General features: G+C 57.2%; 20 protein-coding genes. 8 read left to right on the top strand and 12 right to left on the bottom strand.

What is annotated here, in order from left to right; genetic code table 11:
* Position 1: 1 nt before the first annotated feature.
* From LH86_RS21145 to LH86_RS21135, 3 genes are read right to left on the bottom strand one after another with little or no spacing between them, the layout of a single operon-like run.
* Positions 2-1,066 (bottom strand): sugar ABC transporter substrate-binding protein, encoded by a 1,065-nt coding sequence (locus LH86_RS21145; protein WP_039305582.1) that lies wholly within the window; start codon positions 1,064-1,066, stop codon positions 2-4.
* 28 nt (positions 1,067-1,094) lie between these two features.
* Complete coding sequence (locus tag LH86_RS21140) at positions 1,095-2,090, bottom strand: ABC transporter permease (protein ID WP_039305578.1); 996 nt, start codon at positions 2,088-2,090, stop codon at positions 1,095-1,097.
* Positions 2,087-3,592 carry a sugar ABC transporter ATP-binding protein gene (locus LH86_RS21135; protein ID WP_039305575.1) on the bottom strand — a complete coding sequence of 502 codons (1,506 nt, stop codon included), beginning with the start codon at positions 3,590-3,592 and terminating at the stop codon, positions 2,087-2,089. Before LH86_RS21135 ends, LH86_RS21140 begins: the two co-directional genes overlap by 4 nt.
* Before the next feature lie 176 nt (positions 3,593-3,768).
* Here LH86_RS21135 and LH86_RS21130 point away from each other — a divergent pair, with 176 nt between their 5' ends.
* Positions 3,769-4,848 carry an oxidoreductase gene (locus LH86_RS21130; protein ID WP_039305572.1) on the top strand — a complete coding sequence of 360 codons (1,080 nt, stop codon included), beginning with the start codon at positions 3,769-3,771 and terminating at the stop codon, positions 4,846-4,848.
* Between the two features lie 374 nt (positions 4,849-5,222).
* Here the strand turns inward: LH86_RS21130 and norW are convergent, their stop codons facing one another.
* Both norW and norV read right to left on the bottom strand, forming a co-directional pair.
* Positions 5,223-6,359 (bottom strand): NADH:flavorubredoxin reductase NorW, encoded by a 1,137-nt coding sequence (norW, locus tag LH86_RS21125; RefSeq protein ID WP_039305569.1) that lies wholly within the window; start codon positions 6,357-6,359, stop codon positions 5,223-5,225.
* Positions 6,356-7,807, bottom strand: a complete 1,452-nt coding sequence (norV, locus tag LH86_RS21120; protein ID WP_039305565.1) for an anaerobic nitric oxide reductase flavorubredoxin — start codon at positions 7,805-7,807, stop codon at positions 6,356-6,358. The genes norW and norV overlap by 4 nt, the downstream gene beginning before the upstream one ends.
* A gap of 221 nt (positions 7,808-8,028) precedes the next feature.
* Between norV and norR the strand changes: the two genes are divergently transcribed.
* The 4 genes from norR (at position 8,029) to LH86_RS21100 (ending at position 11,928) form a co-directional block, all read left to right on the top strand.
* The gene (norR, locus tag LH86_RS21115; RefSeq protein WP_039305562.1) at positions 8,029-9,570 is read left to right on the top strand and encodes a nitric oxide reductase transcriptional regulator NorR; all 1,542 of its coding nucleotides are present in this window, start codon (positions 8,029-8,031) and stop codon (positions 9,568-9,570) included.
* A gap of 95 nt (positions 9,571-9,665) precedes the next feature.
* Positions 9,666-10,598: an extracellular solute-binding protein gene (locus LH86_RS21110; protein ID WP_052045625.1), complete on the top strand. Its 933-nt coding sequence runs from the start codon at positions 9,666-9,668 to the stop codon at positions 10,596-10,598.
* Complete coding sequence (locus tag LH86_RS21105) at positions 10,595-11,353, top strand: molybdate ABC transporter permease subunit (protein ID WP_039305559.1); 759 nt, start codon at positions 10,595-10,597, stop codon at positions 11,351-11,353. Before LH86_RS21110 ends, LH86_RS21105 begins: the two co-directional genes overlap by 4 nt.
* A gap of 104 nt (positions 11,354-11,457) precedes the next feature.
* The gene (locus LH86_RS21100; RefSeq protein WP_039305556.1) at positions 11,458-11,928 is read left to right on the top strand and encodes a 2TM domain-containing protein; all 471 of its coding nucleotides are present in this window, start codon (positions 11,458-11,460) and stop codon (positions 11,926-11,928) included.
* Here LH86_RS21100 and LH86_RS21095 read toward each other — a convergent pair whose 3' ends face one another.
* A complete protein-coding gene (locus LH86_RS21095) occupies positions 11,929-13,488 on the bottom strand; it encodes an EAL domain-containing protein (protein WP_039305553.1) in 1,560 nt (519 codons plus the stop codon). It lies immediately after the preceding gene.
* Positions 13,489-13,595: 107 nt separating this feature from the next.
* Here LH86_RS21095 and LH86_RS21090 point away from each other — a divergent pair, with 107 nt between their 5' ends.
* A complete protein-coding gene (locus tag LH86_RS21090) occupies positions 13,596-14,309 on the top strand; it encodes a GntR family transcriptional regulator (protein ID WP_039305550.1) in 714 nt (237 codons plus the stop codon).
* Here LH86_RS21090 and LH86_RS21085 read toward each other — a convergent pair.
* Positions 14,306-15,505, bottom strand: coding sequence for an enolase C-terminal domain-like protein (locus LH86_RS21085; protein WP_039305547.1), 1,200 nt, complete (start codon positions 15,503-15,505; stop codon positions 14,306-14,308). The genes LH86_RS21090 and LH86_RS21085 overlap by 4 nt on opposite strands.
* A gap of 281 nt (positions 15,506-15,786) precedes the next feature.
* Between LH86_RS21085 and LH86_RS21080 the strand changes: the two genes are divergently transcribed.
* A complete protein-coding gene (locus LH86_RS21080; RefSeq protein ID WP_039305544.1) occupies positions 15,787-17,187 on the top strand; it encodes a PTS transporter subunit EIIC in 1,401 nt (466 codons plus the stop codon).
* 43 nt (positions 17,188-17,230) lie between these two features.
* Positions 17,231-18,226 (top strand): LacI family DNA-binding transcriptional regulator, encoded by a 996-nt coding sequence (locus LH86_RS21075; RefSeq protein WP_039305542.1) that lies wholly within the window; start codon positions 17,231-17,233, stop codon positions 18,224-18,226.
* Here LH86_RS21075 and LH86_RS21070 read toward each other — a convergent pair.
* From LH86_RS21070 to LH86_RS21050, 5 genes are all read right to left on the bottom strand, one after another.
* Complete coding sequence (locus tag LH86_RS21070) at positions 18,221-19,663, bottom strand: glycoside hydrolase family 32 protein (protein WP_039305539.1); 1,443 nt, start codon at positions 19,661-19,663, stop codon at positions 18,221-18,223. The genes LH86_RS21075 and LH86_RS21070 overlap by 6 nt on opposite strands.
* A 4-nt stretch (positions 19,664-19,667) precedes the next feature.
* On the bottom strand, positions 19,668-20,918 hold the full coding sequence (locus tag LH86_RS21065; RefSeq protein WP_039305536.1) for an oligosaccharide MFS transporter: 1,251 nt from the start codon (positions 20,916-20,918) through the stop codon (positions 19,668-19,670).
* A gap of 202 nt (positions 20,919-21,120) precedes the next feature.
* The gene (locus LH86_RS21060) at positions 21,121-21,780 is read right to left on the bottom strand and encodes a methionine ABC transporter permease (RefSeq protein ID WP_166864839.1); all 660 of its coding nucleotides are present in this window, start codon (positions 21,778-21,780) and stop codon (positions 21,121-21,123) included.
* Entirely contained in the window at positions 21,777-22,568 is a 792-nt protein-coding gene (locus LH86_RS21055) for a methionine ABC transporter ATP-binding protein (RefSeq protein WP_081943040.1), read from the bottom strand. The genes LH86_RS21060 and LH86_RS21055 overlap by 4 nt, the downstream gene beginning before the upstream one ends.
* On the bottom strand, positions 22,565-23,371 hold the full coding sequence (locus LH86_RS21050; protein WP_039305533.1) for a MetQ/NlpA family ABC transporter substrate-binding protein: 807 nt from the start codon (positions 23,369-23,371) through the stop codon (positions 22,565-22,567). Before LH86_RS21050 ends, LH86_RS21055 begins: the two co-directional genes overlap by 4 nt.
* Between the last annotated feature and the right edge of the window lie 13 nt (positions 23,372-23,384).

The raw sequence follows: 23,384 nt of genomic DNA, 5'->3' as shown, positions 1-23,384 counted from the left end.
CTTATTTATTTTTCGCTTCGAGCGTGGCGAACCACGGCGCGATAAAGTCGTCTGTCTGGCCCCAGCCTGGGATGATTTTGCCCAGCGAAGTGACGTTGACCGGGCCGGGCTGGCTGGCCAGCAGTGCCTGAGGAATGGCCGCCGCTTTAAAGTCGTAGGTTGCAGGCGTTTGTTCCCCGGCGATCTTGTAGGCCACCAGGCGCACGTTGGTGGCACCAATCAGCTTCGGATCGACCGCCACGCTCACTTTCCACGGGCTATTGGCTTCGCGCATCAGCTGAATGTCCTGGTTGGAAACGTCGATGCTGTAGAGCTTAATTTCGGTACGGCCGTTTTCCTGCAGCGCTTTATAGGCGCCCTGGCTGAAGGCATCCCAGGTGCCCCAGATAGCGTCGATTTTGCCTTTCGGGTACTTCGCCAGCACCGCGCCCACTTTGTTGGCGGTATCGCCCTGCACGTCGGAAGAAACCGCGCCGATGGACTCCAGTTCCTTAATGCCCGGATTGGCTTTCAGCAGTTCCTGATAGGCGGCCTGGCGGCGTTCCATCGGTGGGAAACCGGCCACCCACAGCTTGATGATGTTGGCTTTGCCGTTGAAGTCTTTGACCAACTGACCGAAGGAGAGGCTGGTCAGCGAGGCATCGTCCTGCTGGGTTACGGTCACGCCGGGAATGGTGCCGTTCACCGCGGTATCAAAGACCGACACGGCAATGCCCGCGGCCACGGCTTTTTTCACCAGTTCGGTGGAGTAAGGATCACGACCCTGAGAAAGAATAATCCCGTCATACTTCTGGCTGATCGCCTGGTTCACAAAGTCCTGGAAGCGGGCGTCGTCACCGTTGCTCAGAAACGTGCTGACCTTGAAGCCCAGCTTTTTAGCCTGTTGAACCGCACCGGCGACAAACTGCGTGGTGTTGTCGTCGGAGCCCAGGTTGCGGATCACTGCGATGCGGATTGGGCCGTCGTGGGCGGCGATTTTTTCCGGCACCGGCGTTGGCGTGGCGGCGTGGCCCGGCAGAGCAGCAAGCAGGCTAAGCGCCAGCAGTGAAGTTGTCAGTTTTTTCATGGTCGTTACCCTGTGTGAAGTTGTTGTTTTAGCGTCGTTGTATGTAAGTAATCGCCAGCGCGGCAGCCAGCACCAGGCCTTTAATAATGTCCATCGCGTAATAGGGTACGGAGAGCATCACCAGCCCGTTTTGCAGCACGCCCAGAATCACCGCGCCCACCAGCGTGCCGAGCGCGTTAGGTTTACCAGAACCTGCCAGAGAGAAACCAATCCAGGCGGCGGCCACGGCATCCATCAGGTAGCCGCCGCCGGCGTTGACCTGTGAAGAGCCAATACGTGAGGCCAGCAGAATGCCGCCCAAACCTGCCAGCAGCGAGGCCAGCACGTAGGCCGCCACGCGATAACGGGTTGTGCGAATACCGGACAGGCGAGCCGCTTCCGGGTTGCCGCCGATGGCGTACATCCGGCGGCCATGTTTGGTCAGAGAGAGCGCGAGCTGGGCGACCAGCGTGACCACCAGCATGATGATGACGATGGTCGGCACCTGCCCGAGCAGGCCAAAGGCGGCGGGAATCGTCCCTTCGGCCATGTCGCCGCTCGGCAGAACCATGTTTTTGGTGATCGAGCCGCCATAGCTGTAGGTCATTGCGACGCCCTGAATCACAAACAGGCTGGCAAGCGTAGCGAGCATGTCGGGAATTTTAAGCACCACGATCAGGAAGGCGTTGAACAGCCCGACCAGCGTGCACAGCACCAAAGTGATAAGAATCGCTTCGGTGGTGCCGAAGCCGTGCCAGACGAACAGCGAAATCACCAGCGCGTTTGCCAGCGAGGCGGTCGAGCCGACGGACAAATCAAACCCGCCCACGGTGAGCGAGATAGACACGCCGATGGCAATCACCGTCACGATGGCGATGGAGCGCAGAATATTGATGATGTTATTCGGCTCAAGGAAGCTGTCAGACGCGATGCCGAACAGCGCCACCAGGGCCACCACGGTGAGCAACATCCCCCATTTGTAGAGAAAGTCAAAAAACTGCTGGCGGCCGGACGCGCTGGCCTTAAGGGATAATGCTTTGCTCACGCGGGGGTTCCTCCGGTGGAGTAGAGTAATAAGGTTTCTTCGGTGGCCTGATGGCCGTCCAGTTCAGCGACGATGCGCCCGTCCCACAGCACGCAAATGCGGTCGCACAGCCCGACCAGCTCGGCAAATTCGCCGGAGGCGTAAATCACCCCTTTGCCACGGCGAGCCAGCTGGTCAATCAGCACGAAGAGATCGGTTTTGGCTTTGATGTCCACGCCTTTGGTTGGCTCGTCAAAAATCAGCACGTCGGCTTCGTTGCGCAGCCATTTGCCGATGGACACTTTTTGCTGATTGCCGCCGGACAGGCGGCGCAGCGTTTGTGCCGGGCCGCTGGTGCGAATGCCCAACCGCTGAATGGTCTCCTCCGCCCAGCGCCTGGCTTTGCGGTAGTCGAACAGCCCCCAGCGGGTAAACTGGCTGTCGGCGCTGACGGCGAGGTTCATGGTGACCGACTCGTCGATGAAAATGCCTTCTTTGCGGCGCTCTTCCGGCACCAGCACGACGCCACGCGTGACGGAATCCGCCGGGTCCGTCGGACGCCAGGTCTTGCCTTTTAGTTCGCCACGCTCAAGCGTGCTGCGGGTGGCGCCGAATAGCGCTTTGCAAAGCTCGGTTTTCCCCGCTCCGGCGAGGCCCGCAATGCCCAGAATTTCGCCTTTGCGCAGGCGCAACGAAATGTCGCGCAGCAGCGCATCGTCATGCAAACCTTCCACCGCCAGCAGCGTGTCGCCCTCAACCGGCGGGCGGTGAGGGGGATAAATATCGTCCAGCTGGTGGCCCAGCATTTTCTCGACAATCTCTTCGCCGCTGAGATGCCCCATCGGGCCGCTGTCCACCAGCTTGCCGTCGCGCAGCACCGTCATCTGGTCGCAAATGGCTTTCAGTTCATGGATGCGGTGAGAGATAAACACCACGCCAATGCCGCTGCTTTGTAGCCGCTGCACGACGCGGAAAAGATGTTCGCTTTCCTGGCTGTCCAGCGGGGCGGTGGGTTCGTCGAGGATCAGAAAACGGCAGTGGTGAGAGAGCGCCCGTGCCAGCAGGATTTGCTGTTTTTCCGCCAGGGTGCATTGCTCAATGCGCTTTTTGACATCGATGTTCACGTCGAGCTGCGCCAGCGCTTCGCGAGCCTGCCGGTAAATTTTCGACCAGCGGTAGACATGCCCCGTTTCGGCCAGCTTATCGAGCATGATGTTTTCCGCCACGCTGAGGCCCGGCACCAGAGCAACGTCCACTTCCTGCTGCACCAGATGGATCCCCAGGCGTTTGGCGTCACGCGGGTTGCGGATCGTCACCGTTTCACCGTCGATCAGCACTTCGCCCTGGTAACTCTCGTGCGCGCCGGAAAGCACTGCCATAAGCGTGGATTTACCCGCCCCGTTTGCGCCGGTCAAAGCATGTACCGAGCCGCCATCCAGCCGGAAATTCACCTGGCTCAGCGCGTTAAAGCCCGCGAAGGCGATAGAGATTTCTCGCATCTCAAGGCGGTTAAGCGTGGTCATAGCGGCGGCAGCTTCCGGGGTTAATGAATTGATCTGTCGAATTTTTAACGGCCTTCTGGGTTGCGGGCAATGAACGAAAAGGCATAAGATAAAGCAAAATGATATTAGCCGTCCAGATGTCTGGACATATCATCGGCATAGAATATATCCCGCCAGCGAAGAAAAGGAAATGCATCATGACCAGCACCGCTATCCGCGTGGTTACCGGCCCCGCTAATTACTATTCACACCCCGGCAGCCTTGCCCGTCTGACTGAGTTTTACAGCGAAGATCAGCTGAATAACGCGGTCTGGATCTACGGTGAGCGCGCGTTTGAGGCGGCCCGGCCTTTCCTTCCGGCGGCTTTTTCGCTGCCCGGTGCGAAGCATATTCAGTTTGGCGGGCACTGCAGCGAAAGCGATGTGCAGAGACTGGTGGTGGAGTCCGGTGAACGTCAGGTGGTGATCGGCCTCGGCGGCGGGGCGTTGCTGGATACGGTGAAAGTGGTGGCTCGTCGACTGAATGCGCCAGTGGTGGCGATCCCGACCATTGCGGCAACCTGCGCAGCCTGGACGCCGCTGTCCGTGTGGTACAACGACGCCGGGCAGGCGCTGCGCTTTGAAATTTTCAACGATGCAAATCACCTAGTGCTGGTGGAGCCGGAAATTATCCTGCGTGCGCCGCAGGAGTATCTGCTGGCCGGGATCGGCGACACGCTGGCGAAGTGGTACGAAGCGGTGGTGCTTAGCCCGCAGCCAGAAAATCTGCCGCTGACCGTGCGTCTCGGCATTGGGGCGGCGCTGGCGATCCGTGATGTTTTGCTGGAGCGCAGCGAGCAGGCGCTGGAAGATCAGCGTCAGGGCAAGTTAAGCCAGGCGTTTCTGGATGTGGTCGAGGCGATTATTGCCGGGGGCGGGATGGTGGGCGGCCTGGGCGAACGTTACACCCGCGTTGCCGCCGCGCATGCCGTACATAACGGCCTGACGACGCTGCCGCAAACCGACCGCTTCCTGCACGGCACGAAAGTGGCCTACGGGATTCTGGTGCAGAGCGCACTGCTGGGGCAGGACGATGTTCTGGCGCAGCTGACACAGGCCTATAAGCGTTTCAACCTGCCAACCAAACTGGCGCAGCTGGATGTGGATATTCATCATCGTGCCGATCTGGATAAAGTGATTACCCGTACTTTACAGGCCGGGGAGTCGATTCATGCGCTGCTGGTGGCGCTGTCGCCGGAGAGTTTGCTGGCGGCGCTGGAGAAGGTTGAGGCGTTGTAAAGATTTGCCCCTCACCCTAACCCTCTCCCCACCGGGGAGAGGGGATAGATTGCTTACTGCTCTGACGCGTTGTTTTCTCTCTCGCCCCACAGGGGAGAGAGAATAGATTACCGATTGTTCTGCATTGTTGTTTTCTCCCTCGCCCCCCTGGGGAGAGGGGATAGATTGCTTACTGCTCTGACGCGTTGTTTTCTCTCTCGCCCCACAGGGGAGAGAGAATAGATTACCGATTGTTCTGCTTTGTTGTTTTCTCCCTCGCACCCTGGGGAGAGGGGATAGATTACCGATTGTTCTGCTTTGTTGTTTTCTCCCTCTCCCCCTCTGGGGAGAGGGCCGGGGTGAGGGGAAAAATGGCTCCCTGCGCTCATTTCCCTTCAGCCTAATTGCAGCTCCCGCACCAAACTAAACGCCTGCTTCATATATTCCTCGCTAACGATAAACGCCCTTAGCTGCTGCGCAGCGTCCATCCCTTTGGCAATCAACCCCTGCGGGCTGGCGGTAATCTGCCAGATCAGGTCGCGACGCTGGGTTTCTCCGGCCAGGTGCAGCGGCATCTCTGGCGTTTTCACCTTGACCAGCATCGCCGGAAGGGAAAGCGCGTCGCTCGCTCCGAGCAGGTTTTTCGCCAGCGTCATCGCGCTGAGCTGAATCGGTTGCAGGAAAGGCAGCACTTTGCCGTCGATTTCTGCGCAGTCGCCGAGGGCGTAAATATCCGGGTCAGATGTTTGCAACTGGCTGTTCACCTGGATACCACGGTTAACCTCAAGCCCTGCATGCTGTGCCAGCCCAACGTTCGGGCGCAGGCCGATGGCGGACACCACTGCATCAACATGCAGATTACGCCCGTTGTTGAGCGTGGCGCACATCCCTGACTCCATCTGGCTTACGGCTTCCAGACGCTGGTTGAACAGCAGCTCGACGCCCATCTCATTCAGGCGGGATTGCAGGCGGCCGCTGACCTCCGCCGGAAGCAGCGACGCCATCAGGTGGCTGGCGTTATCCACCAGCACAACCTCTTTGCCTGCACGGCAGAAATCCATCGCCAGTTCGCTGCCAATCAGCCCACCGCCGAGGATCATCACCCGCCGGGCGTCGCGCAGCCGGGTTTCGCAGGCCTGATATTCCTGCTGGCTGTTGAGCGTCGTCATCAACTCTTTGCCGGAAACGGGCGGCAACAGGGCGGCAGAGCCGGTTGCCAGCACCAGTTTGTCGTAGCGCCACTGCCGCTCGCCGCAGTTGACCAGTTTGTTGTTGGGGTCGAGGCTGCTGACCCAGCTATTGGCGTGCAGCGTCAGGTTGAACTGCTCCGCAAATGCGCCAGCCTGCTGGCGAGTCATCGCTTCGGCTCGCTGGTTTAAACTGATGACGTGGCTCAAATCCGGTTTGTTGTACTCGTCGGCGCTGTCGGCGGCAATCAGTCGGATGGGCACGTCTGCGCTGTGTTTGCGGATATTTTTCACCAGCTGGCGGGCGGCAAAGCCCGAGCCGATGATCACAATGCCCTTGTTCATTTGGCCTCCGTTGCCAGTTCGTCGAAGACGTCTTTGCCCAGCGAACATTCAGGGCACAGGAAACTGTCAGGCACTTCGCTCCACGGCGTGCCAGGCTCAACGGCCTGCATCGGTTCGCCCAGGGTTGGATCGTAAATCCACTGGCAAACGCTGCACTGCATGCAGGGGCCGAGGCCGGCGCTGGTGGATTCAGCCGTTGCTTCTTCGGCTAGCGGAGCGACGCTGGTTGCATCCTGATCCACCGGCAGCGGGGAAAGCGCCCACTGACGGGCGATTTCGCGACCGTGTTCGCGGCAAAGCTCCAGCGCGTTGCCGTCCGGGCGCCATTTCGCTTTCAGGCTGAGGGACATTTCAAACCCGGCGTCCTGCAGGCGGGTAGAAAGACGATCGACCGCGCCGCCGCTCCAGCCGTGGGAGCCGAAGGCGCTGGCGCGTTTGTTGCGGAAGCGCAGCCCGGTGATCTCTTCCACCAGCCCGGCGATTTTCGGCATCATCACATTGTTCATGGTGGAGGTGCCGACCAGCACGCCTTTGGAGCGGAACACGTTGGTCAGTATTTCGTTTTTATCGCTGCGGGCTACGTTGAAGATTTTCACCGCCACGCGCGGGTCAACTTCGTGAATGCCCTGGGCAATGGCGTCCGCCATCATACGGGTGTTGTTTGACATCGTGTCGTAGAACAACGTGATGCGGTCTTCCTGGTAATCGGCGGCCCATTTCAGGTACAGCTCAACGATTTGCGTTGGGTTGTCGCGCCAGACCACGCCGTGGGAGGTGGCAATCATCTCCACCGGTAGGTTGAAGCCGAGGATTTCGGTAATTTTTGGCGTGACCAGGCGGCTGAACGGCGTCAGGATGTTGGCGTAGTAGCGCTGGCATTGCTCAAACAGCTCGGTCTGATCCACTTCGTCGTTAAACAGGTGTTCATCGCAGTAATGCTGGCCGAAGGCGTCGTTGCTGAACAGCACCGCATCGCCGGTCAGATAGGTCATCATGCTGTCCGGCCAGTGCAGCATCGGCGTTTCAACGAAGATCAGCTGTTTGCCATTGCCGATGTCCAGGCTGTCGCCGGTTTTCACCACCTTAAAGTTCCACTCCGGGTGATGGTGATGGCCGTTAATCGAATCGATGCCGTTGGCGGTGCAGTAAATGGGGGTGTGCGGGATGCGTGACATCAGCTCGGTCAGCGCCCCCGCGTGGTCTTCTTCCGCGTGGTTGATAATGATGTAGTCGAGCGTGTTAAGGTCGATTTCACGCTCAAGGTTTTGCACAAACTCGCGGCTGAACTTGTGGTCGACGGTGTCGATCAGGACGGTTTTTTCTTCGCGAATGAGGTAGCTGTTGTAGCTGCTGCCGCGCAGCGTTTTATATTCCGTGCCGTGAAAATCACGCACTTCCCAGTCACGTTGCCCAACCCACTGAATGTTGTTTTTAACCTGAATAGCCATTGAGAACCTCATTGATGTCATAGCGTTAAGTACTTCAATGGCTGTGTTATTGCGAGTATCGTGCCAGTTTTTTAATATTTTGATTTTTAATGGTTTTATTTTTTATTTGTTCTGTGGTTTTGTCATAATGACATTATCTTGTTTGGTCATAATGACTCTAGTGTTTGTCATTTTGACTACTCGGGCGTAAGCTGAACGCCCCGCGTTCCAGGAGCCTCCCCATGAGCCTGTCGATGTCTTCTCTCGCCGCCATTGCAATCGAACTGCAGAGCGGCATCAGCCATTCCGATCGCTTTACCCGCGTTATCCGAACCCTGAGGAAGCTGCTCGGCGGCGATGCCACGGCGCTGCTGCGCTACGAGTCGCGGCATTTCTATCCGCTGGCGATAGACGGCCTTGCCATCGACGTGTTGGGGCGGCGTTTTGCCGTTGATGCGCATCCGAGGCTGGAGGCCATTGCCCGCGCAGGGGACGTGGTGCGTTTCCCGGCCGATAGCGAGCTGCCCGACCCGTATGACGGCCTGATTCCAGACCATGAAGATCTTAAGGTTCACGCCTGCCTGGGGCTGCCGCTGTTTGCCGACCAGACGCTGATCGGGGCGCTGACCGTGGACGGCATGGATCCTTATCAGTTCGACGGCTTCAGCGATGAGGAGCTCAGGTTGATTGGCGTGCTGGCATCCGGGGCGCTGAACAACGCTTTGCTGCTGGAGCAGCTTGAAAAGCAAACGCCGGAAGGCACGGTGCAGCCCGCTATTGCGCGGGAGGCCGCCGGGGAGATGATTGGCCGCTCGGCAGGCATCATCCAGCTGAAAAAAGAGATCGAGATTGTTGCCAGCTCCGATCTGAACGTGCTGATTACCGGCGAGACGGGCGTCGGGAAAGAGCTGGTGGCGCGGGCGATTCACGCCGGATCGGCCAGGGTGGCAAGTCCGCTGGTGTACCTTAACTGCGCCGCGCTGCCGGAAAGCGTGGCGGAGAGTGAGCTGTTCGGCCATGTGAAGGGCGCTTTTACCGGGGCGATTCATCACCGCACCGGCAAGTTTGAAATGGCGGATAACGGCACGCTGTTCCTCGATGAAATCGGTGAACTGCCGCTGGCGCTGCAGGCCAAACTGCTGCGCGTGCTGCAGTACGGCGATATTCAGCGGGTAGGGGACGACCGCAGCCAGCGCGTGGATGTACGGGTATTGGCCGCGACCAACCGCGATCTTCGCCAGCAGGTGCTGGCCGGTGAATTCCGCGCCGACCTGTTTCACCGCCTGAGCGTTTTTCCGCTGCATGTTCCGCCGTTACGCGAGCGGGGAAAGGACATCGTGCTGTTGGCCGGCTTTTTCTGCGAGCAAAGCCGCATGAAAATGGGGCTGAAACAGATTGTGCTGAGTGAATCAGCTCGGATGCTTCTGGCGCAGTATGGCTGGCCGGGGAATATTCGCGAGCTGGAACACGCCATTTATCGCGCGATTGTGCTGGCCCGCGCCGGTTATCCGCAGGGCGAGCTAGTGCTTCAGCCTCAGCATTTCCAGATTTCCGGTCAGCCAGATGTTGTCGCCCACGAGCCAGAAAGTCCGCCTGTAGATACCCATTTTGTCAGCCTGCGGGAAGCGACCGATGCGTTTCAGCGCGACAGGATCCTGGAATCGCTTGCCCGCCACGGCAATAACTGGGCGGCCAGTGCCCGGCAGCTCGGCGTCGACGTGGCCAACCTCCACCGGCTGGCGAAGAGGCTGGGAGTCAAGTCACCCCGAGGGAGTACCTCTTAACTTCAACCGCAGATAAATTCATCATACAAACTCGTTGTTTAGCGGCGAAGCGGCGCGGATAATCGCTGTGTATTTTTATATATAACGAGGATGCTATGGCTTTGACTTCAGCACGCAGCGCGGGCGCCCTGGCGCTTTGCTCACTTCTTTTCAGCGCCTCGGCGCTGGCTTCTGCCGATATTCGCGTCACCTATGCAGGTTCGATGGGCAAGGTGATGGACCAGTCCCTCGGCCCGGCCTTTGCCAAAGAAAATCACGGTGATTATCAGGGGCAAGGGCAGGGCGCTTACGGAATGGCCCGGCTGCTCGCCAGCAAGAAAATTACCGCCGATGTGTTTGTCTCCATCACCCCCGGCCCTATGCAAATCCTGAAAGATGCCGGGCTGATTGACGATGCCGTGCCGGTAGCCAGCACCAGCATGGTTATCGCCTATAGCCCGAAAGGGAAATATGCCCCGCAGTTTGCCGCCGCGAGCGGGAAAGATGCCAGCTGGCTGAAAGTGCTGGCGACGCCGGGGCTGAAGTTTGGCCGTACCGATCCGTATAACGATCCTAAAGGGCAGAACATTGTCTTTACGCTGCTGCTGGCGGAAAAATATTACCAGCAGCCGGGCGTGGCGAAGGAGGTGATGGGGGAAGTACAAAACCCCGCCCAGGTCAGCCTGGAAGGGGGCCTGTTGACGCGGCTGGAGAGCGGGCAGGTTGACGCCGCCGCCGGGTATGAAAGCGAAGTGATTTCCGCCAAACTGCCGTACATTGCGCTGCCGGATGAGATCAACCTCAGCAACCCTGATGAAGCCAAAAAGTGGTACGACACCGTCAGCTTCACCATCAAGGACAGCGCCGGGAAAGATCAGGTGCTGCATACCCAGCCGCTGGTCTATTACGCTGCCGTGCTGAAAAACGCCCCTAACGGCGTGCAGCAGGGGCAGAAGTTTATCGACTTTATGCGCAGCGCAGAAGGCCAAAAGCTGTTTAAAGCTAATGGCTATGCGGCACCTAAAGGTCAGGCGATTTACGCGCAATGATGCGTAGCCCGGCGCTATGGCTGTCGCTCCCGGCACTGCTTCTGCTTGCGATTCCGTTTGCGACTTTGCTGGGCGTTACGCCGTGGCACGGGTTCCATTTGGCCTGGGGAGACGGCGGCGCGATTGCCGTTTCCCTTGGCCTGGGCGGCCTGGCGCTGATGATTGTTGTCGCGCTGGGGCTACCGGTGGCCTGGTGGCTGGCCTGGGCCAGAGGCCGGCGTCGGTTGCTGGTCGAGGTACTGGTGTTGCTTCCTCTGCTTACGCCGCCGTTGGCGATGGGGATTTTGCTGATTTCCGCCTGGGGGCCGTATAGCCTGGCGGGGGAGTGGCTGTCCCGCTTCGGGCTGACGCTGGTAAATAACCCCGGGGCGTTTGTGCTGGCTCAGGTTTACGGCGCGCTGCCTTACTTTATTACCGCCGCCCGTTCCGCGTTTACCGCGGTGCCGAAAGAGATCCTTGAAGCCGGGCGCACGCTCGGGGCCTCGCCCTGGCAGCGCTTCCTGCGCCTTGCTTTGCCGATGTCTGCGCCTGGACTTGCGTCGGCGCTTGCCGTGGCCTGGGTTCGGGCCATCGGCGAATTTGGCATCGTGATGATTTTCGCCTATTTCCCTCAGGGGATCCCCGTTAAGCTATACACCAACTTGCAAAACGACGGCGTGGATGCGGTTTATACTTTGGTATGGTTGCTGCTGCTATTCACTTTGCCTCTGCCGATTATCTGCTTTGCTTTTGCCCGGCGAAAAGCGGCGCATTAGGGCTGTCAGGTTGCTGTCGGGTTGATGTCGGGTCGCTGTCGTGTTGAAGTGGCGCGGGTTGAGCCATAGTCAGGGCGGGTTAAATCATTTGAGGATCTCCAGCCATGAGTAACAACATTAAAGCATTGCGTTTGTCCCGCGCCTGGTCCCAGGAGCAGCTGGCCGAACTCTCCTCCCTGAGCGTCAGAACCATTCAGCGTATTGAAAATGGTGGGCAGGCGAGCCTGGAAACCATGAGCGCTATTGCAGCGGCGTTCGATCTCAAGGTGACGGATTTGTACGACGGTAATGAGCCAGACTGCGAGCCAGAGGATGCGCTGAATTCGCGGATTCTCGAAGCTAAACGGCGGGTGGCCCGCGAGTATCGCTTCTACCGTTCGGTGCTGGTGTGGGCGATTGTGTGTACCGGCCTGGCCGTCATTAACTGGCTGACGTCGCCGGGCCATTACTGGTTCCAGTGGGCAGCGCTGATTTGGGGCGCACTGCTGGTGATGGGCGGCCTGCGCCTGTTCCTGCTGAAAGGCTGGCTGGAGAAACGCCAGCAGCAGCGCCTCCAGCAGCTGTTGCGGAAGTGATCAGTTCACAATGCGATTGCGGGCAATCCAGTCGATAAAGGCCTGTTTCGGCAGGGCTTTGCTGTAAAGCCAGCCCTGCCCCCAGGCGACCCCGTGTTCCCGCAGCCACGCCGCCTGCGCTGCCGTTTCAATCCCTTCGGCGAGCGTCGCCAGATGCAGCGTTTTCGCCATTTCAATGATGTACGGCGTGACGTTTTTGTACTCCAGCGCGTCAACGAATGATTTGTCTATTTTCAGAATATCGACGTCGAGATCCTGCAGGTAGCTGAGGCTGGAGTAGCCTGTGCCAAAGTCATCCAGGTAGATTGGGTGGCCCGCCTCGCGGTATTTCGCCACAATTGGGGCACTGACTTTCGGGTTAGCGAAGCCGCGCTCGGTGATCTCCAGCGCTATCTGCTCCGCTTTGATTTGGTACTTCAACAGCAGAGGCTTGATGATCTGCAAAATCTTATCGTTAAGCACATCCGCCGGGGCGAGGTTGATCGAAACGTGATGATGAGGGTGGGCGTGCAGCCAGTCGCCGAGATCTGCGAAGGTCTTTTTCACCACCAGTTCGGTTATCTGCGAGATGAGCCCGGCCTGTTCGGCAATCGGGATAAAAATGTCCGGACTAATGAAACTGCCATCCGGCAGACGCCAGCGGATTAACGCTTCAGCTCCTACGCCTTCGCCCGTTTTCAAATCAACAATCGGCTGATATTCGAGGGTAAATTCCCGTCCGCGAATGGCATCCTGAATGCGCGCCTGGGGAGACTCCAGACGGCGCAGCAGGCGGGTGATGAACCAGCCAGCGCTCAGGCTGAAGAGAATGCCGATAGGTAGCCAGGTGAGCATTTGCTTATACCAGGCTGTTTGCAGCGGGGCGCTGGGTGCCCAGGCTATCATCGCCAGCCCTAATGCCGGAGAGCGACGGATAACGTAGTCATAATTCCCGTCGTAGTACTTTTCAGCCCCGCTGTTTAACAGGCTTTTCCAGCTGTCATCAGGCAGTTTCACATTACTGGTGATAAGCCGCGAGTGCTCGAGGCCAATCATTGCCACGTTGACCGGATTATGGCCAAACGGAATGACATCAATAAAGGCGATGGGGTCGATCACCACGACGTGAGGAAGTTTCCCAATGTAGATCATCGGGCGTTCAAACCCCAGATCGGTCACGTCCGTATACCATGCGTAGAAACCGTGGTTGCTGCTGATGTCGGGCTGCCCGAGCTTGACGCTCTCGCGCATGCCTTCCAGAGAAGAGCAGAGCGTACGGTCGTCCTTGAGATAGACCACTTCCTGAATATAGCGAAAGTTGAAGGCGACACGGCGCATCGCGTCGAGGTGTTCACGGGAGCAATACTGGCCGTTGAAGCTGTTGATTTGTTCGAGCGCGGCACTGGCCTGATTGATCACTCTCTCACTACGGATCATTGCCCGTTCGGCATAGCTTTCCAGCTCGCTGTGAAAAGTGTTTTCGGCTTTGTTATGAGCCAGATAAATACTGAGCAGTATTGGCAGTAAAACGGCAACGATCAGCACGCCGTTGACAAGACTGACCAATTTTTTTCCTGCCATAACGAAGTCCCGATGCAAGTCATGAAAAGTCGAAGATATTTAACGAGGTATCATAGTTCAACGGCGTTCAGAATGTTATGTTTCAGCGCAAAGGTTAGGAGCCCGCGATGAAAAAGAAAGACTTTGTGACCCAGGATTTACTGAGCAAAATTTATCAGCACAGTGAGCCTGGCCCGCGCAAATTGCCCCCGGAGCGGCAGCTGGCTGAAGAGTATGGGGTTTCGCGCTTCACGATTCGCCAGGCGCTGGAAAAACTGGTCAGCATTGGCGTGGTCTCCGTCATTCAGGGTTCCGGGATTTGGATCAACGAACAGGCGCGCAACAGTCCGCTGGTGTATAACTCGATTACCGAAAAGTCTTTCGACCGTATTTCGTTTCGTCTGGTTAGCCTGCATAAAAAGCTGCCCGACCGCGACGAGCAGCAGGTTTTTGGTCTCGGTGCCGAGGAGTTTATCTGGCAGTTTTGCCGCCTGCGGCTGGTGGATAAGCAAAAAGTGCAGATTGAAACGTCGCGTATGCCGGCTAAAGACTTCCCCGATCTCAACCAGAAGGTGATTGAAAGCTCATTGCAGCAGTATGTTCTGAGCAAGGGGTTTCGTATTTCGCATTTACTGACCCGCTATCAGGCCGTGGTGGTCAATAAAGAGCAGGCCCAACTGCTCGAATGCAAGAAGGGCCAGCCCGCGATGCAGATCAGCAACCGCGGTATTCTGGAAGGGGGGCGGGTGTTTGAAATCAGCGATATCGTCGATATCAACTATTCCTGCACCTATGTTATCCCCTTCAATCACGCCAATCTGGCCCGCCGTAAAACGTCTTAAGGCGTATGGATTGCGCCGTTGGGCAGTCGGCTTTGCGTCCATTCGTGCGGGCGATATTCCACCGGGAAGCGTTCCGCCTGCTGTTGGTCAAAGCCTACGCCAATGCCCGGTTTTTCCAGCGGGTACATATAGCCTTTCTCCGCCGATGGAGCGCCGGGGAACACGGCGGCGGTGTTCTCTTTGACGGGAATAAACTCTTGAATCGCCGCGTTATGCAGGTGAATGTTCAGATGCGTATTCACCGCAACCGCAATCGGCGTCATATCCGGCGGCCCGTGCCAGGCGAGGCGCACGCCAAAGGCCTGGCAGAGCACCGCCAGTTTTAACGCCGGGGTGATCCCGCCAATCTGCGAAACGTGGCAGCGAATAAAATCGATGCGGCGGTTCACGATCAGGTCATGCCATTCCGCCGGGTTGTTGAACAGTTCGCCCATCGCCAGCGGGACGGAAGAGTGTTGGCGGACTTGTTCCAGCCATGCGCTTTGCTGTGGCGGCAGAATATCCTCGATAAACCACGGCTGGTAAGGCTCCAGCGCTTTCGCCAGTTGAATAGCCTGCTGCGGGAATAACCGTTCGTGAACGTCGTGCAGAATATGAAAGCGGTGGCCGTATTTCTCACGCAATGCGCGGAACATTTCCACCGTGTTTGCCATGTACTCGTCCTGGTCGTAATACGCCCCGGGCGTAGGATCTTTGGTCTGGTGCATGCTCTGGGGCGTGCCGCCATAGAACCCCAGCTGGCAGCGGATGTAGCGGTATCCTTGCGTCAGCAGCTTATCCACTTCCTGATAAAGCCCTGCAAGCGTTTCGCTGGCGGCGTGGCTGTAAACCGCGATGGCATCCTTCGATTTGCCGCCTAAAAGCTGGTACAGCGGCATATTCGCCAGTTGGCCTTTAATGTCCCACAGCGCCATATCCACGCCGGCGACGGCGTTGTTCATGATTGGGCCGTTTCGCCAGTAGGCGTTGACGGTCATCATTTGCCACAGGTCTTCGATGTGGTTGGCGTCCCGGCCAATTAACAGTGGCTTGAGGTATTCATCGACCAGGGTTTTTACCGCCCGCGGCCGCTGCTGGAAGGTGGCACAGCCGAGGCCGGTCACGCCTTTGTTGGTGGTGACGCGCACCGTGACCAGGTTATGCCGATCCGGTTTAGTGATAAAACATTCAATATTTTCGATAATTGTGGGTAGCACGAGAAAGCTCCACCGTCAGGCTGATATAAACGCAGTGAATTAAGTTCTGCTATTACTATCACCCTATTTTTCCCCGGCGGTAAACGCTTTTTTTGACTCTTTTTTATTGGTCAGTTATTTCACTTTTAAAGGCGATAAAACCGTACCAATTACTGTTATTGTTCTTTTGTTTTGGCTGTTTGTGACGCTAGTCATGTTTCATTGGTTTGTTTTTAATTTTTTGATTCTCTACCATCGGCGGCAGCAACACATAACAATAAACCAACACCGGGGAGTTATTCATGGGGAGTCGTGACGTCATTGCTTCTATTATTCGTCTGGTCGGCGGGACGGATAATATTAATAAAGTCTGGCACTGCATGACGCGTCTGCGTTTCGATTTAATTGATGATAATAAAGTGAACCAGGCGGAGATCAAAAAGCTGCCCGGCGTGCTGGGCGCGCAGACGCAAAGCGATCAGTTTCAGATAATCATCGGCCCGCAGGTGAACAGCTGGTATGAGCAACTGACGGCGCTGCTTGGCGGTGCAAAAGAGGCTCAGGCTTCACCTGCTGGCAAAAAAGAGCGTAAGAGCCTGGTGTCGCTGTTTATGGATACGGTTTCCGGCGTATTTGGTCCGATTGTCCCGGCGATTGCCGGGGCAGGGATGATCAAAGGTCTGCTGGCCGGGCTGGTGGCGCTCAAGCTGATCTCGGCCAAAAGCGATACGGTGATCGTTATCGATCTCATCGCCAGCGGCGTGTTTTACTTCCTGCCGTTTTTCCTCGCGATCTCCGCAGCCAGAATATTCAAAACGAACGAATACCTCGCGGCGGCGGTGGCAGCCTGCTTCATGTATCCGTCGCTGATTGAAGCGGCGAAAGTGCTGGCCACGCATCAGGCGGGCGCGGTGGATGCTTTCTATTTTCTGAATGCGATCCCGGTTTCGGTGTTTAACTACGCCTCAAGCGTCATTCCGGTCATTTTCTCGGTGCTGGCGCTGAGCTATATCCACCGCTGGGTGGACAGCATCATGCCTGATGTGCTGAAAACGGTGTTTACCCCGACGCTGACGTTATTCATTTCCGCGCTGGTAGCGCTGGTGATGATTGGCCCGCTGGGGATTTATCTGGGGAAAGGGCTGGCCTGGTTTATTGAAGGGCTGTTCGGGATTTCCGCGAGCTTTGCCGGGCTGGTGGTGGGCGCAATTCGCCCGATAGCCATTCTGACCGGAATGCACCACGCCATGACGCCGATTGCGCTGCAAAACTTTACCGATCGCGGCTATGACATGCTGATGCCGATGATGTTTATGGCCAACATGGCTATCGCCGGGGCGACATTTGCCATCTGGCGGCAGAGCAAGTCGAAAGCCGATCGCTCGGTGGTACTGTCGGCGGGGATCTCCGCGCTGCTGGGGATTACCGAACCGGCGCTGTTTGGCGTGTTAACCCGCTACAAGAAAGCGTTTATTGCCGCCACGGTTGCCAGTTCGATCGCTTCGGCCTTCATCGCATTCTTCGGCGTGCGGCTGTACGGCTATATTCTGTCGAGTATCTTCAGCCTGCCCGCTTATATTGGCCCGTACTTTATCTTCGCCCTGCTGGGCGTGGCGCTGGCGCTGGGACTTTCTTTCATACTGACCACCGTGCTGGTGCGTGAGAAAGAGACAAACACATTCTCGTCGAGAAAAAGCGTGTAAAAACCGCTACTATCGGTTTTTCTCTCGTGCTGAATGATTGGATATGGCTTCTCTGAAAGATGTTGCAACCCTGGCGGGCGTGTCGCTGATGACCGTTTCCAGGGTCATTAATCAGGCTGAACACGTTAGCCCGGCGACCCGGGAGCGGGTACAGCGGGCCATTGATGAGCTGAATTATGTGCCGGACTATTCCGCCCGGAAGATCCGAAGCAAAGGTGTTAAAACATCGACAATCGGTATTCTGGCGCTGGACACTGCCACCACGCCCTATTCTGTAGAAATACTGTTGGCCATTGAGCAGACTGCACGTGAGCGAGGCTGGAACAGTTTTCTCATTAATATCCTTTCTGCTGACGACGCCGAGCGGGCGGTCAATCAGCTCCTGGCTCAGCGGCCGGACGGCATCATTTTTACCTCTATGGGGCTGCGGCACGTTGAGCTCCCTGCGGTACTAAAAACCCACCGGGTGGTGCTGGCTAACTGTATTAGTGACGATGCTGATTTACCGAGTTACATTCCGGATGATTTTAACGGGCAGTACCAGGCCACTCGCCATCTGATTGAGCGGGGATACCGCCGTCCGCTTTGCCTGTGGCTGCCCGAAGAGGCGCTTGCCAGCGGTTCTCGTCGGGATGGGTTCGAGCAGGCCTGGCGTGAAGCCGGGCTCGACGTTGATACGGTGAGGCAGTATCACATGCAGTGGGGCGATAGCCATTATCCTGAATTGGCCGGGCTTGTTCTGGCACATTGCCAGCAAGGAAAAGCGGATTTCGATGTGCTGGTGTGCGGTAATGACCGCATCGCTTTTGTGGCCTGGCAGACGCTACTGGCGCAGGGCGTGGCAATTCCTGAGCAGGTGGCTGTGCTTGGATTTGATAACCAGGTAGGGATCGGTGATTTGTTCCTTCCGCCGCTGACGACGGTTCAGTTGCCGCATGAAGCCATTGGTCGCCAGGCGGCACTGCATTTAATTGACGGGTTGACCAGCAGCGGCATCCAGCGGCTGCCTTGCCCTCTGGTCAGGCGCGTTTCGCTATAGTGCGTTCAATTGCCACAGCGTGCCGCCCCGGCATAAGGCTTTCCCGTGGCTGGCAAACAGTTCCAGTTGACGTTCCCCTGGCTGCGGGTAGAGGCGGCTGCTAAGACAATATTCGCCATGGTTAACAAAGACTTCGATGGAAGAGCGATCGATAAAAATCCGCAGATGCAGGTCGCCGTTTTCCAATAACGGCACGCTGCGATTGCCATCCAACTGCGTATCCTGATAGCCGCGTGACAGCACCAGACGCTGCGTCAATGCATCGACAAACAGCTCACAACCCTGTCCCAGGCGAATGCCGTAGCGTTCAGCCGTGCTTTGCCAGGCTTCCCAGGCTATCTCTAACTCTACGGCTTCCGCATTCGGGTGCAACATCTGCTTTTGCGTATCCAGCACGCAGGGCAACACTAATTGCTCCCCGGCGCGGAGCGTGGCCAGTTCGTGAACCGGATTTTGGTAAAGTTTGCCGTTTGGCATCATGCACAGCTCGCGCGGCACGGTAAGGCAACCCGCCCAGCCTTCGCGTTTAGAAAGCATGGGAGATTCCCACATGTCCATCCAGCCCAGCACGATGCGGCGGCCATCTTCGGCGATAAAGGACTGCGGGGCGTAAAAATCGTGGCCGTGATCCATCTCTTCAAACGGCTGATAAACGATGAAATCTTTCCCTGGTTGCCATCGCCCTCGTAAATAGCCGCTCTGGAACAAGTTCTGGTATGCCCAGCCTTTCGCCTTGATGCCCTGCGGAGAAAACATCAGGATCTGGCTTTTTCCGAGCGGGAAGAAGTCCGGGCATTCCCACATATAACCCATATCCGCGCTGGCTTCTGCGAGAATACGATCTAACTGCCAGTCATGAAGTGAAGTGCCTCGATAAAGCAATACTTTGCCTCGGTCTTGCTCGTCTCGGGCACCAATGACCATCCACCAGGTCCCATCCTGTTGCCATACCTTCGGATCGCGGAAATGCCTGATGCCAGGCGGTGGGGTAAGAATGACGCCTTGTTTCTTAAAGTGAACACCGTCTTCGCTGGTGGCGAGACATTGCACCTGACGTATCGCGCTATCGTTTCCGGCTCCAGCCAGCCAGAGATGTCCCGTGTAAATCAGCGAGAGCACACCGTTATCGTCCACCGCACTGCCGGAGAAACAGCCATCGCGATCCCATTCGTCTCCAGGTGCCAGCGCAATGGGCTGATGCTCCCAGCGAACCATATCCCGGCTGGTGGCATGGCCCCAATGCATTGGCCCCCAGTTTTCATCGAACGGATGGTGCTGATAGAAGGCGTGGTAAAGCCCGTTATGGTAAATCAGGCCGTTAGGATCGTTCATCCAGCCCGCGGGCGGGGCCAAATGATAGAGCGGATAAAAGGCGTTGCCGCGCGTTGTTTGCAGGGTTTCTAAGGCGGATTGCGCCTTGTTCAGTGGGGTATTCATAGCATTACCTGGTGGTCAGATTTAAAGAAGGATGTTCGTTATTGGGGCCCGAGTCTTTGAGCAGAAAAGCGGATGTCAGCGTGAGTGCCAGAACCAGTCCGGCCAGAATCATGTAGGTGTCCGCGAAACCTAACTGGTCGTAGCCGCGCCCAACCAGTGGAGAAAGTACGGTAGCGCAAATCGACGTTATAAACTGGAAGCCCACCAGATACAGCGTGGCGGAGAGTCGCTGATCGAACTGCGTGGTGATGTACTTAAACATTGAAATAAGCAGGATAGGAAGCTCAACGGCGTGCAACAGCTTCATGCAGGAGATGGTCAGCGGATCGCTTGCCATCCCGGAGCCAAAAATACGCATCGCCATGATCAGGCCGCTGAGCAGCAACCCGCGTTTGGCCCCAATGCGGTTGACCAGCATTGGGGCGAGAAACATTCCGCCCGCTTCCAGAAAGACCTGGAAGGAGTTGAGAAAACCAAACATTTCGTTGCCGCGCTGTACGTCGTTAAACAGCGAGGCGAAGTACACCGGGAACTGCTGATCGTAAACGTTGTAGACGCTCACGCCGCAAACGAAAAGGACCAGCGCCCAGAAGCGAGAGAGCTTCAGCAGCCCGAAGGCATCGGCCAGCGTAAGCGTGCTGGCTTTGCCGTATTCCAGTTCGCTGAGGGCGTTGGGTTGCATATCGCGCATGCGCCACAGCAACAGCAGAAACAGGCAGGCTGAGGCGCTACCCATCCAAAAATTCAGCTGTGGATCGAGATTAAAGAGCAGCCCGGCAAAAAATGTAGCGCCAGCCCAGCCTAAAGAGCCCCACATGCGTGACTTTCCGTATTCAAAGCCGACGATGCGACTGACGCGTTCGGTGTAGGACTCCAGTGCGCCAATCCCGGCGAAGAAGGTTGCCCCGACATAAAGCCCGACGCTGATGGCACCTGCGACAATATTTATCTGCAGCAGGGGCGTGCAGACGAAGATAAACCAGGGGCCGCTTATCAGAAGCAGGACGCCTATCACCCACAGCAGTGATTTACGAAGCCCCAGTTTGTCCTGAACAAAGCCGTACAGCGGCTGGGCACACAGGGCGGTAAAGGCGATGATTGAGAAGATCAGCCCGGTTTCCGCGCCTTTCAGGCCGATTTTCTGGTTTAGCCAAAGGGCGATCAGTGAAAACGCCGATGACCAGGTCCAGAAAAAGGTAAACAGCAGCCCGCTCAGGATCAGATAGTGGTGTTTATTGCGTTTGGTCAGTGCCATGTGTGCAGTCTCTGAATGCTTGAATGGCTGTATTGTTAACGTTAACTTTTAAGTGGGAGAAGAGAGTAAGCTTCATAAATGTGATGTTAATCGCAATAGTTAACGTTAACAATGTGGTTTTGTGATCCAGATTGGAACATCAGCGAAAGGGGGGAATTAGAAGGAAGCCCGGTGCAGGGCACCGGGCGTTCATCAGGGCGGATCAGCGGCGGTGGGCCAGGCGGCGAACTAAATGGTCACCGAGGCTTTGCACCAGGTGCACCATCACAATCAGGATGATCACCGTCCCGACCATGACCTGGTTGTTAAAGCGCTGGTAGCCGTAGCGAATGGCCAGGTCGCCCAGACCGCCGCCGCCGATCACACCGGCCATGGAAGAGAAGCCGATCAGCATGACTATCGTCAGCGTGATGCCGGCCAGGATGGCAGGCAGCGCCTCAGGCAGCAGTACTTTACTCACCACATGCCAGGCGTTGCCGCCCATCGACAGAATGGCTTCAATCCGGCCTTTGTCTACCTCATCCAGCGCGCTTTCGACCACGCGGGCGAAGAAGGGGAAGGCGCCGATGGTGATGGGTACAACCGCTGCGGTGCTGCCGAGCGTGGTGCCAACGATAATGCGGGTCAGCGGGATCAGCGCAATAAGCAGGACAATAAACGGCAACGAGCGCCCCACGTTAATGATGCTGCCGAGTACCTGATTCAGGCGGGGGGCGGGCAATACCGCATCCCGGCGGGTCAGGAACAACAGGACACCGAGCGGCAGCCCAATCAGTACGGTAAACAGCCCGGCCAGGCCCACCATGTAAAGCGTGTCGAGGGTGCCGTCCAGCAGCAGCGGCCACAGATCTTCCCAACTCATGCTACTTCGCATAGGACTCTCCCTTCCACGCCGTGGCGACGTAAGAACTCGCGTTCGGCCTCTGTATCGTGCAGCAGCGAAGTGCGTAATCTGGAGAACGGGTCTACTAATCGTTCAGACAGCGGGCCGCTTTCGATTAATTTGCCGTGCTCCAGCAGCGCCGCGTGATCGCAAATCGCTTTGACGACTTCCAGTTGATGGGTGATCAGCACGATAGTCAGCCCAAGCTGGCGGTTAATGTCCGCCAGCAGGGTCAGGATTGAGGCGGTCGTGTCAGGATCCAGCGCGCTGGTGGCCTCATCGCAGAGCAGGATTTCCGGGTGGGCGGCCAGCGCCCGGGCGATGCCGACGCGCTGTTTTTGCCCGCCGGAAAGCTGGGACGGAAAGGCTTTGGCTTTGTCGCTCAGACCCACGAGGTTGAGCAATTCGGCAACGCGCTTTTGGCGAGCCTCACGCGGCGTGCCGGAGATTTCCAGCGGCACGGCAACGTTGTCCTCCACGTTGCGGGCGTGAATCAGGTTGAAATGCTGGAACACCATGCCGGTGCGCTGGCGGTGCTGGCGAAGCTCGCGCTGGTTAAACGTGGTGATGTCCCGGTCATTCATGATAATGCGGCCCGAGGTGGGCCGCTCCAGCAGATTGAGACAGCGAATAAGCGTACTTTTTCCGGCACCGCTGCGGCCCAGAATGCCGTAAATGGCGCCATCGGGGACCACAAGGTTAATGTCATCCAGCGCCGGTCGGCCTTCTCCGGCGTACACTTTGCTCAGCCGCTCAAGGGCGATCATGACTTAGTCTCTACCGGGATCACCGAGCCGTTGTACTGCTTGCGAATGAACTCGGCCACCTGAGGGGATTCGAGGTCTTTCGCCAGCTGTTTGATACGCGGGTCGTTTTCCAGATTCGGGTTGGTGACCAGAATATTGGCGTAGGGGTTATGGGTCGCGCTTTCCAGGCCAAGGGAGTCTTTGGCCGGGCTGAGTCCAGCTTCGAGCGCATAGTTGCCGTTGATCACGCCCAGGCCTACGTCATCCAGCGAGCGGGGGATCTGCGGGGATTCAACTTCCAGGATTTTCAGCTTCTTCGGGTTGCTGGCGATGTCTTTGGGCGTTGCCTGGTTTGTGGCGGCGTCTTTAAATTCCGGTTTGAGGGTGATCAGGCCTTTGTCCTGGAGCAGGTAAAGGGCGCGGCTGAGGTTGGTGACGTTGTTCGGTACCGCGATGGTCGTACCTTCCGGGATGGATTTCAGATCTTTGTATTTGTGCGAGTAGATGCCCAGCGGCTCGATATGTACCGTGGCGGCAACGACAAATTTTTTGCCGAGGGCTTTCTCCTGGTCACGCAGATAAGGCACATGCTGGAAGTAGTTGGCGTCGACGTCGCTGTTCGCCAGCAGTTCGTTGGCGTTAACGCCGTTGCTCAGTTCGACGACCTTCAGCTTGAGGTTAGGGTCGAGTTTCTGCACAAAGGCGAGGATTTCCGCATGCGGAACCGGATCTGCCGCGACACGCAGCGCATCTGCGGCCTGTGCCGCGAAAGCCAGAGACAGTGACAGAGCAACGCCAGCCAGTTTAAAAGCGGTCTTTTTCATCGTTATTTTCCTT

The sequence above is a fragment of the Cedecea neteri genome (genome assembly GCF_000758325.1).
Taxonomy (GTDB): domain Bacteria; phylum Pseudomonadota; class Gammaproteobacteria; order Enterobacterales; family Enterobacteriaceae; genus Cedecea; species Cedecea neteri_B.
The sequence above is the reverse complement of the archived record's forward strand: the minus strand, read 5'-3'. Positions and strand labels throughout refer to the sequence as shown.

What these genes read in the sequence shown, in the direction of transcription:
- LH86_RS21110 (WP_052045625.1), top strand. Translation starts at nt 9,666, where the DNA reads ATGGCTTTGACTTCAGCACGCAGCGCGGGCGCCCTGGCGCTTTGCTCA.
- LH86_RS21060 (WP_166864839.1), bottom strand. Translation starts at nt 21,780, where the DNA reads ATGAGTTGGGAAGATCTGTGGCCGCTGCTGCTGGACGGCACCCTCGAC.
- LH86_RS21050 (WP_039305533.1), bottom strand. Translation starts at nt 23,371, where the DNA reads ATGAAAAAGACCGCTTTTAAACTGGCTGGCGTTGCTCTGTCACTGTCT.
- LH86_RS21135 (WP_039305575.1), bottom strand. Translation starts at nt 3,592, where the DNA reads ATGACCACGCTTAACCGCCTTGAGATGCGAGAAATCTCTATCGCCTTC.
- norR (WP_039305562.1), top strand. Translation starts at nt 8,029, where the DNA reads ATGAGCCTGTCGATGTCTTCTCTCGCCGCCATTGCAATCGAACTGCAG.
- LH86_RS21055 (WP_081943040.1), bottom strand. Translation starts at nt 22,568, where the DNA reads ATGATCGCCCTTGAGCGGCTGAGCAAAGTGTACGCCGGAGAAGGCCGA.
- LH86_RS21145 (WP_039305582.1), bottom strand. Translation starts at nt 1,066, where the DNA reads ATGAAAAAACTGACAACTTCACTGCTGGCGCTTAGCCTGCTTGCTGCT.
- LH86_RS21090 (WP_039305550.1), top strand. Translation starts at nt 13,596, where the DNA reads ATGAAAAAGAAAGACTTTGTGACCCAGGATTTACTGAGCAAAATTTAT.
- LH86_RS21075 (WP_039305542.1), top strand. Translation starts at nt 17,231, where the DNA reads ATGGCTTCTCTGAAAGATGTTGCAACCCTGGCGGGCGTGTCGCTGATG.
- LH86_RS21065 (WP_039305536.1), bottom strand. Translation starts at nt 20,918, where the DNA reads ATGGCACTGACCAAACGCAATAAACACCACTATCTGATCCTGAGCGGG.
- LH86_RS21095 (WP_039305553.1), bottom strand. Translation starts at nt 13,488, where the DNA reads ATGGCAGGAAAAAAATTGGTCAGTCTTGTCAACGGCGTGCTGATCGTT.
- LH86_RS21070 (WP_039305539.1), bottom strand. Translation starts at nt 19,663, where the DNA reads ATGAATACCCCACTGAACAAGGCGCAATCCGCCTTAGAAACCCTGCAA.
- LH86_RS21080 (WP_039305544.1), top strand. Translation starts at nt 15,787, where the DNA reads ATGGGGAGTCGTGACGTCATTGCTTCTATTATTCGTCTGGTCGGCGGG.
- norW (WP_039305569.1), bottom strand. Translation starts at nt 6,359, where the DNA reads ATGAACAAGGGCATTGTGATCATCGGCTCGGGCTTTGCCGCCCGCCAG.
- LH86_RS21100 (WP_039305556.1), top strand. Translation starts at nt 11,458, where the DNA reads ATGAGTAACAACATTAAAGCATTGCGTTTGTCCCGCGCCTGGTCCCAG.
- LH86_RS21105 (WP_039305559.1), top strand. Translation starts at nt 10,595, where the DNA reads ATGATGCGTAGCCCGGCGCTATGGCTGTCGCTCCCGGCACTGCTTCTG.
- LH86_RS21130 (WP_039305572.1), top strand. Translation starts at nt 3,769, where the DNA reads ATGACCAGCACCGCTATCCGCGTGGTTACCGGCCCCGCTAATTACTAT.
- norV (WP_039305565.1), bottom strand. Translation starts at nt 7,807, where the DNA reads ATGGCTATTCAGGTTAAAAACAACATTCAGTGGGTTGGGCAACGTGAC.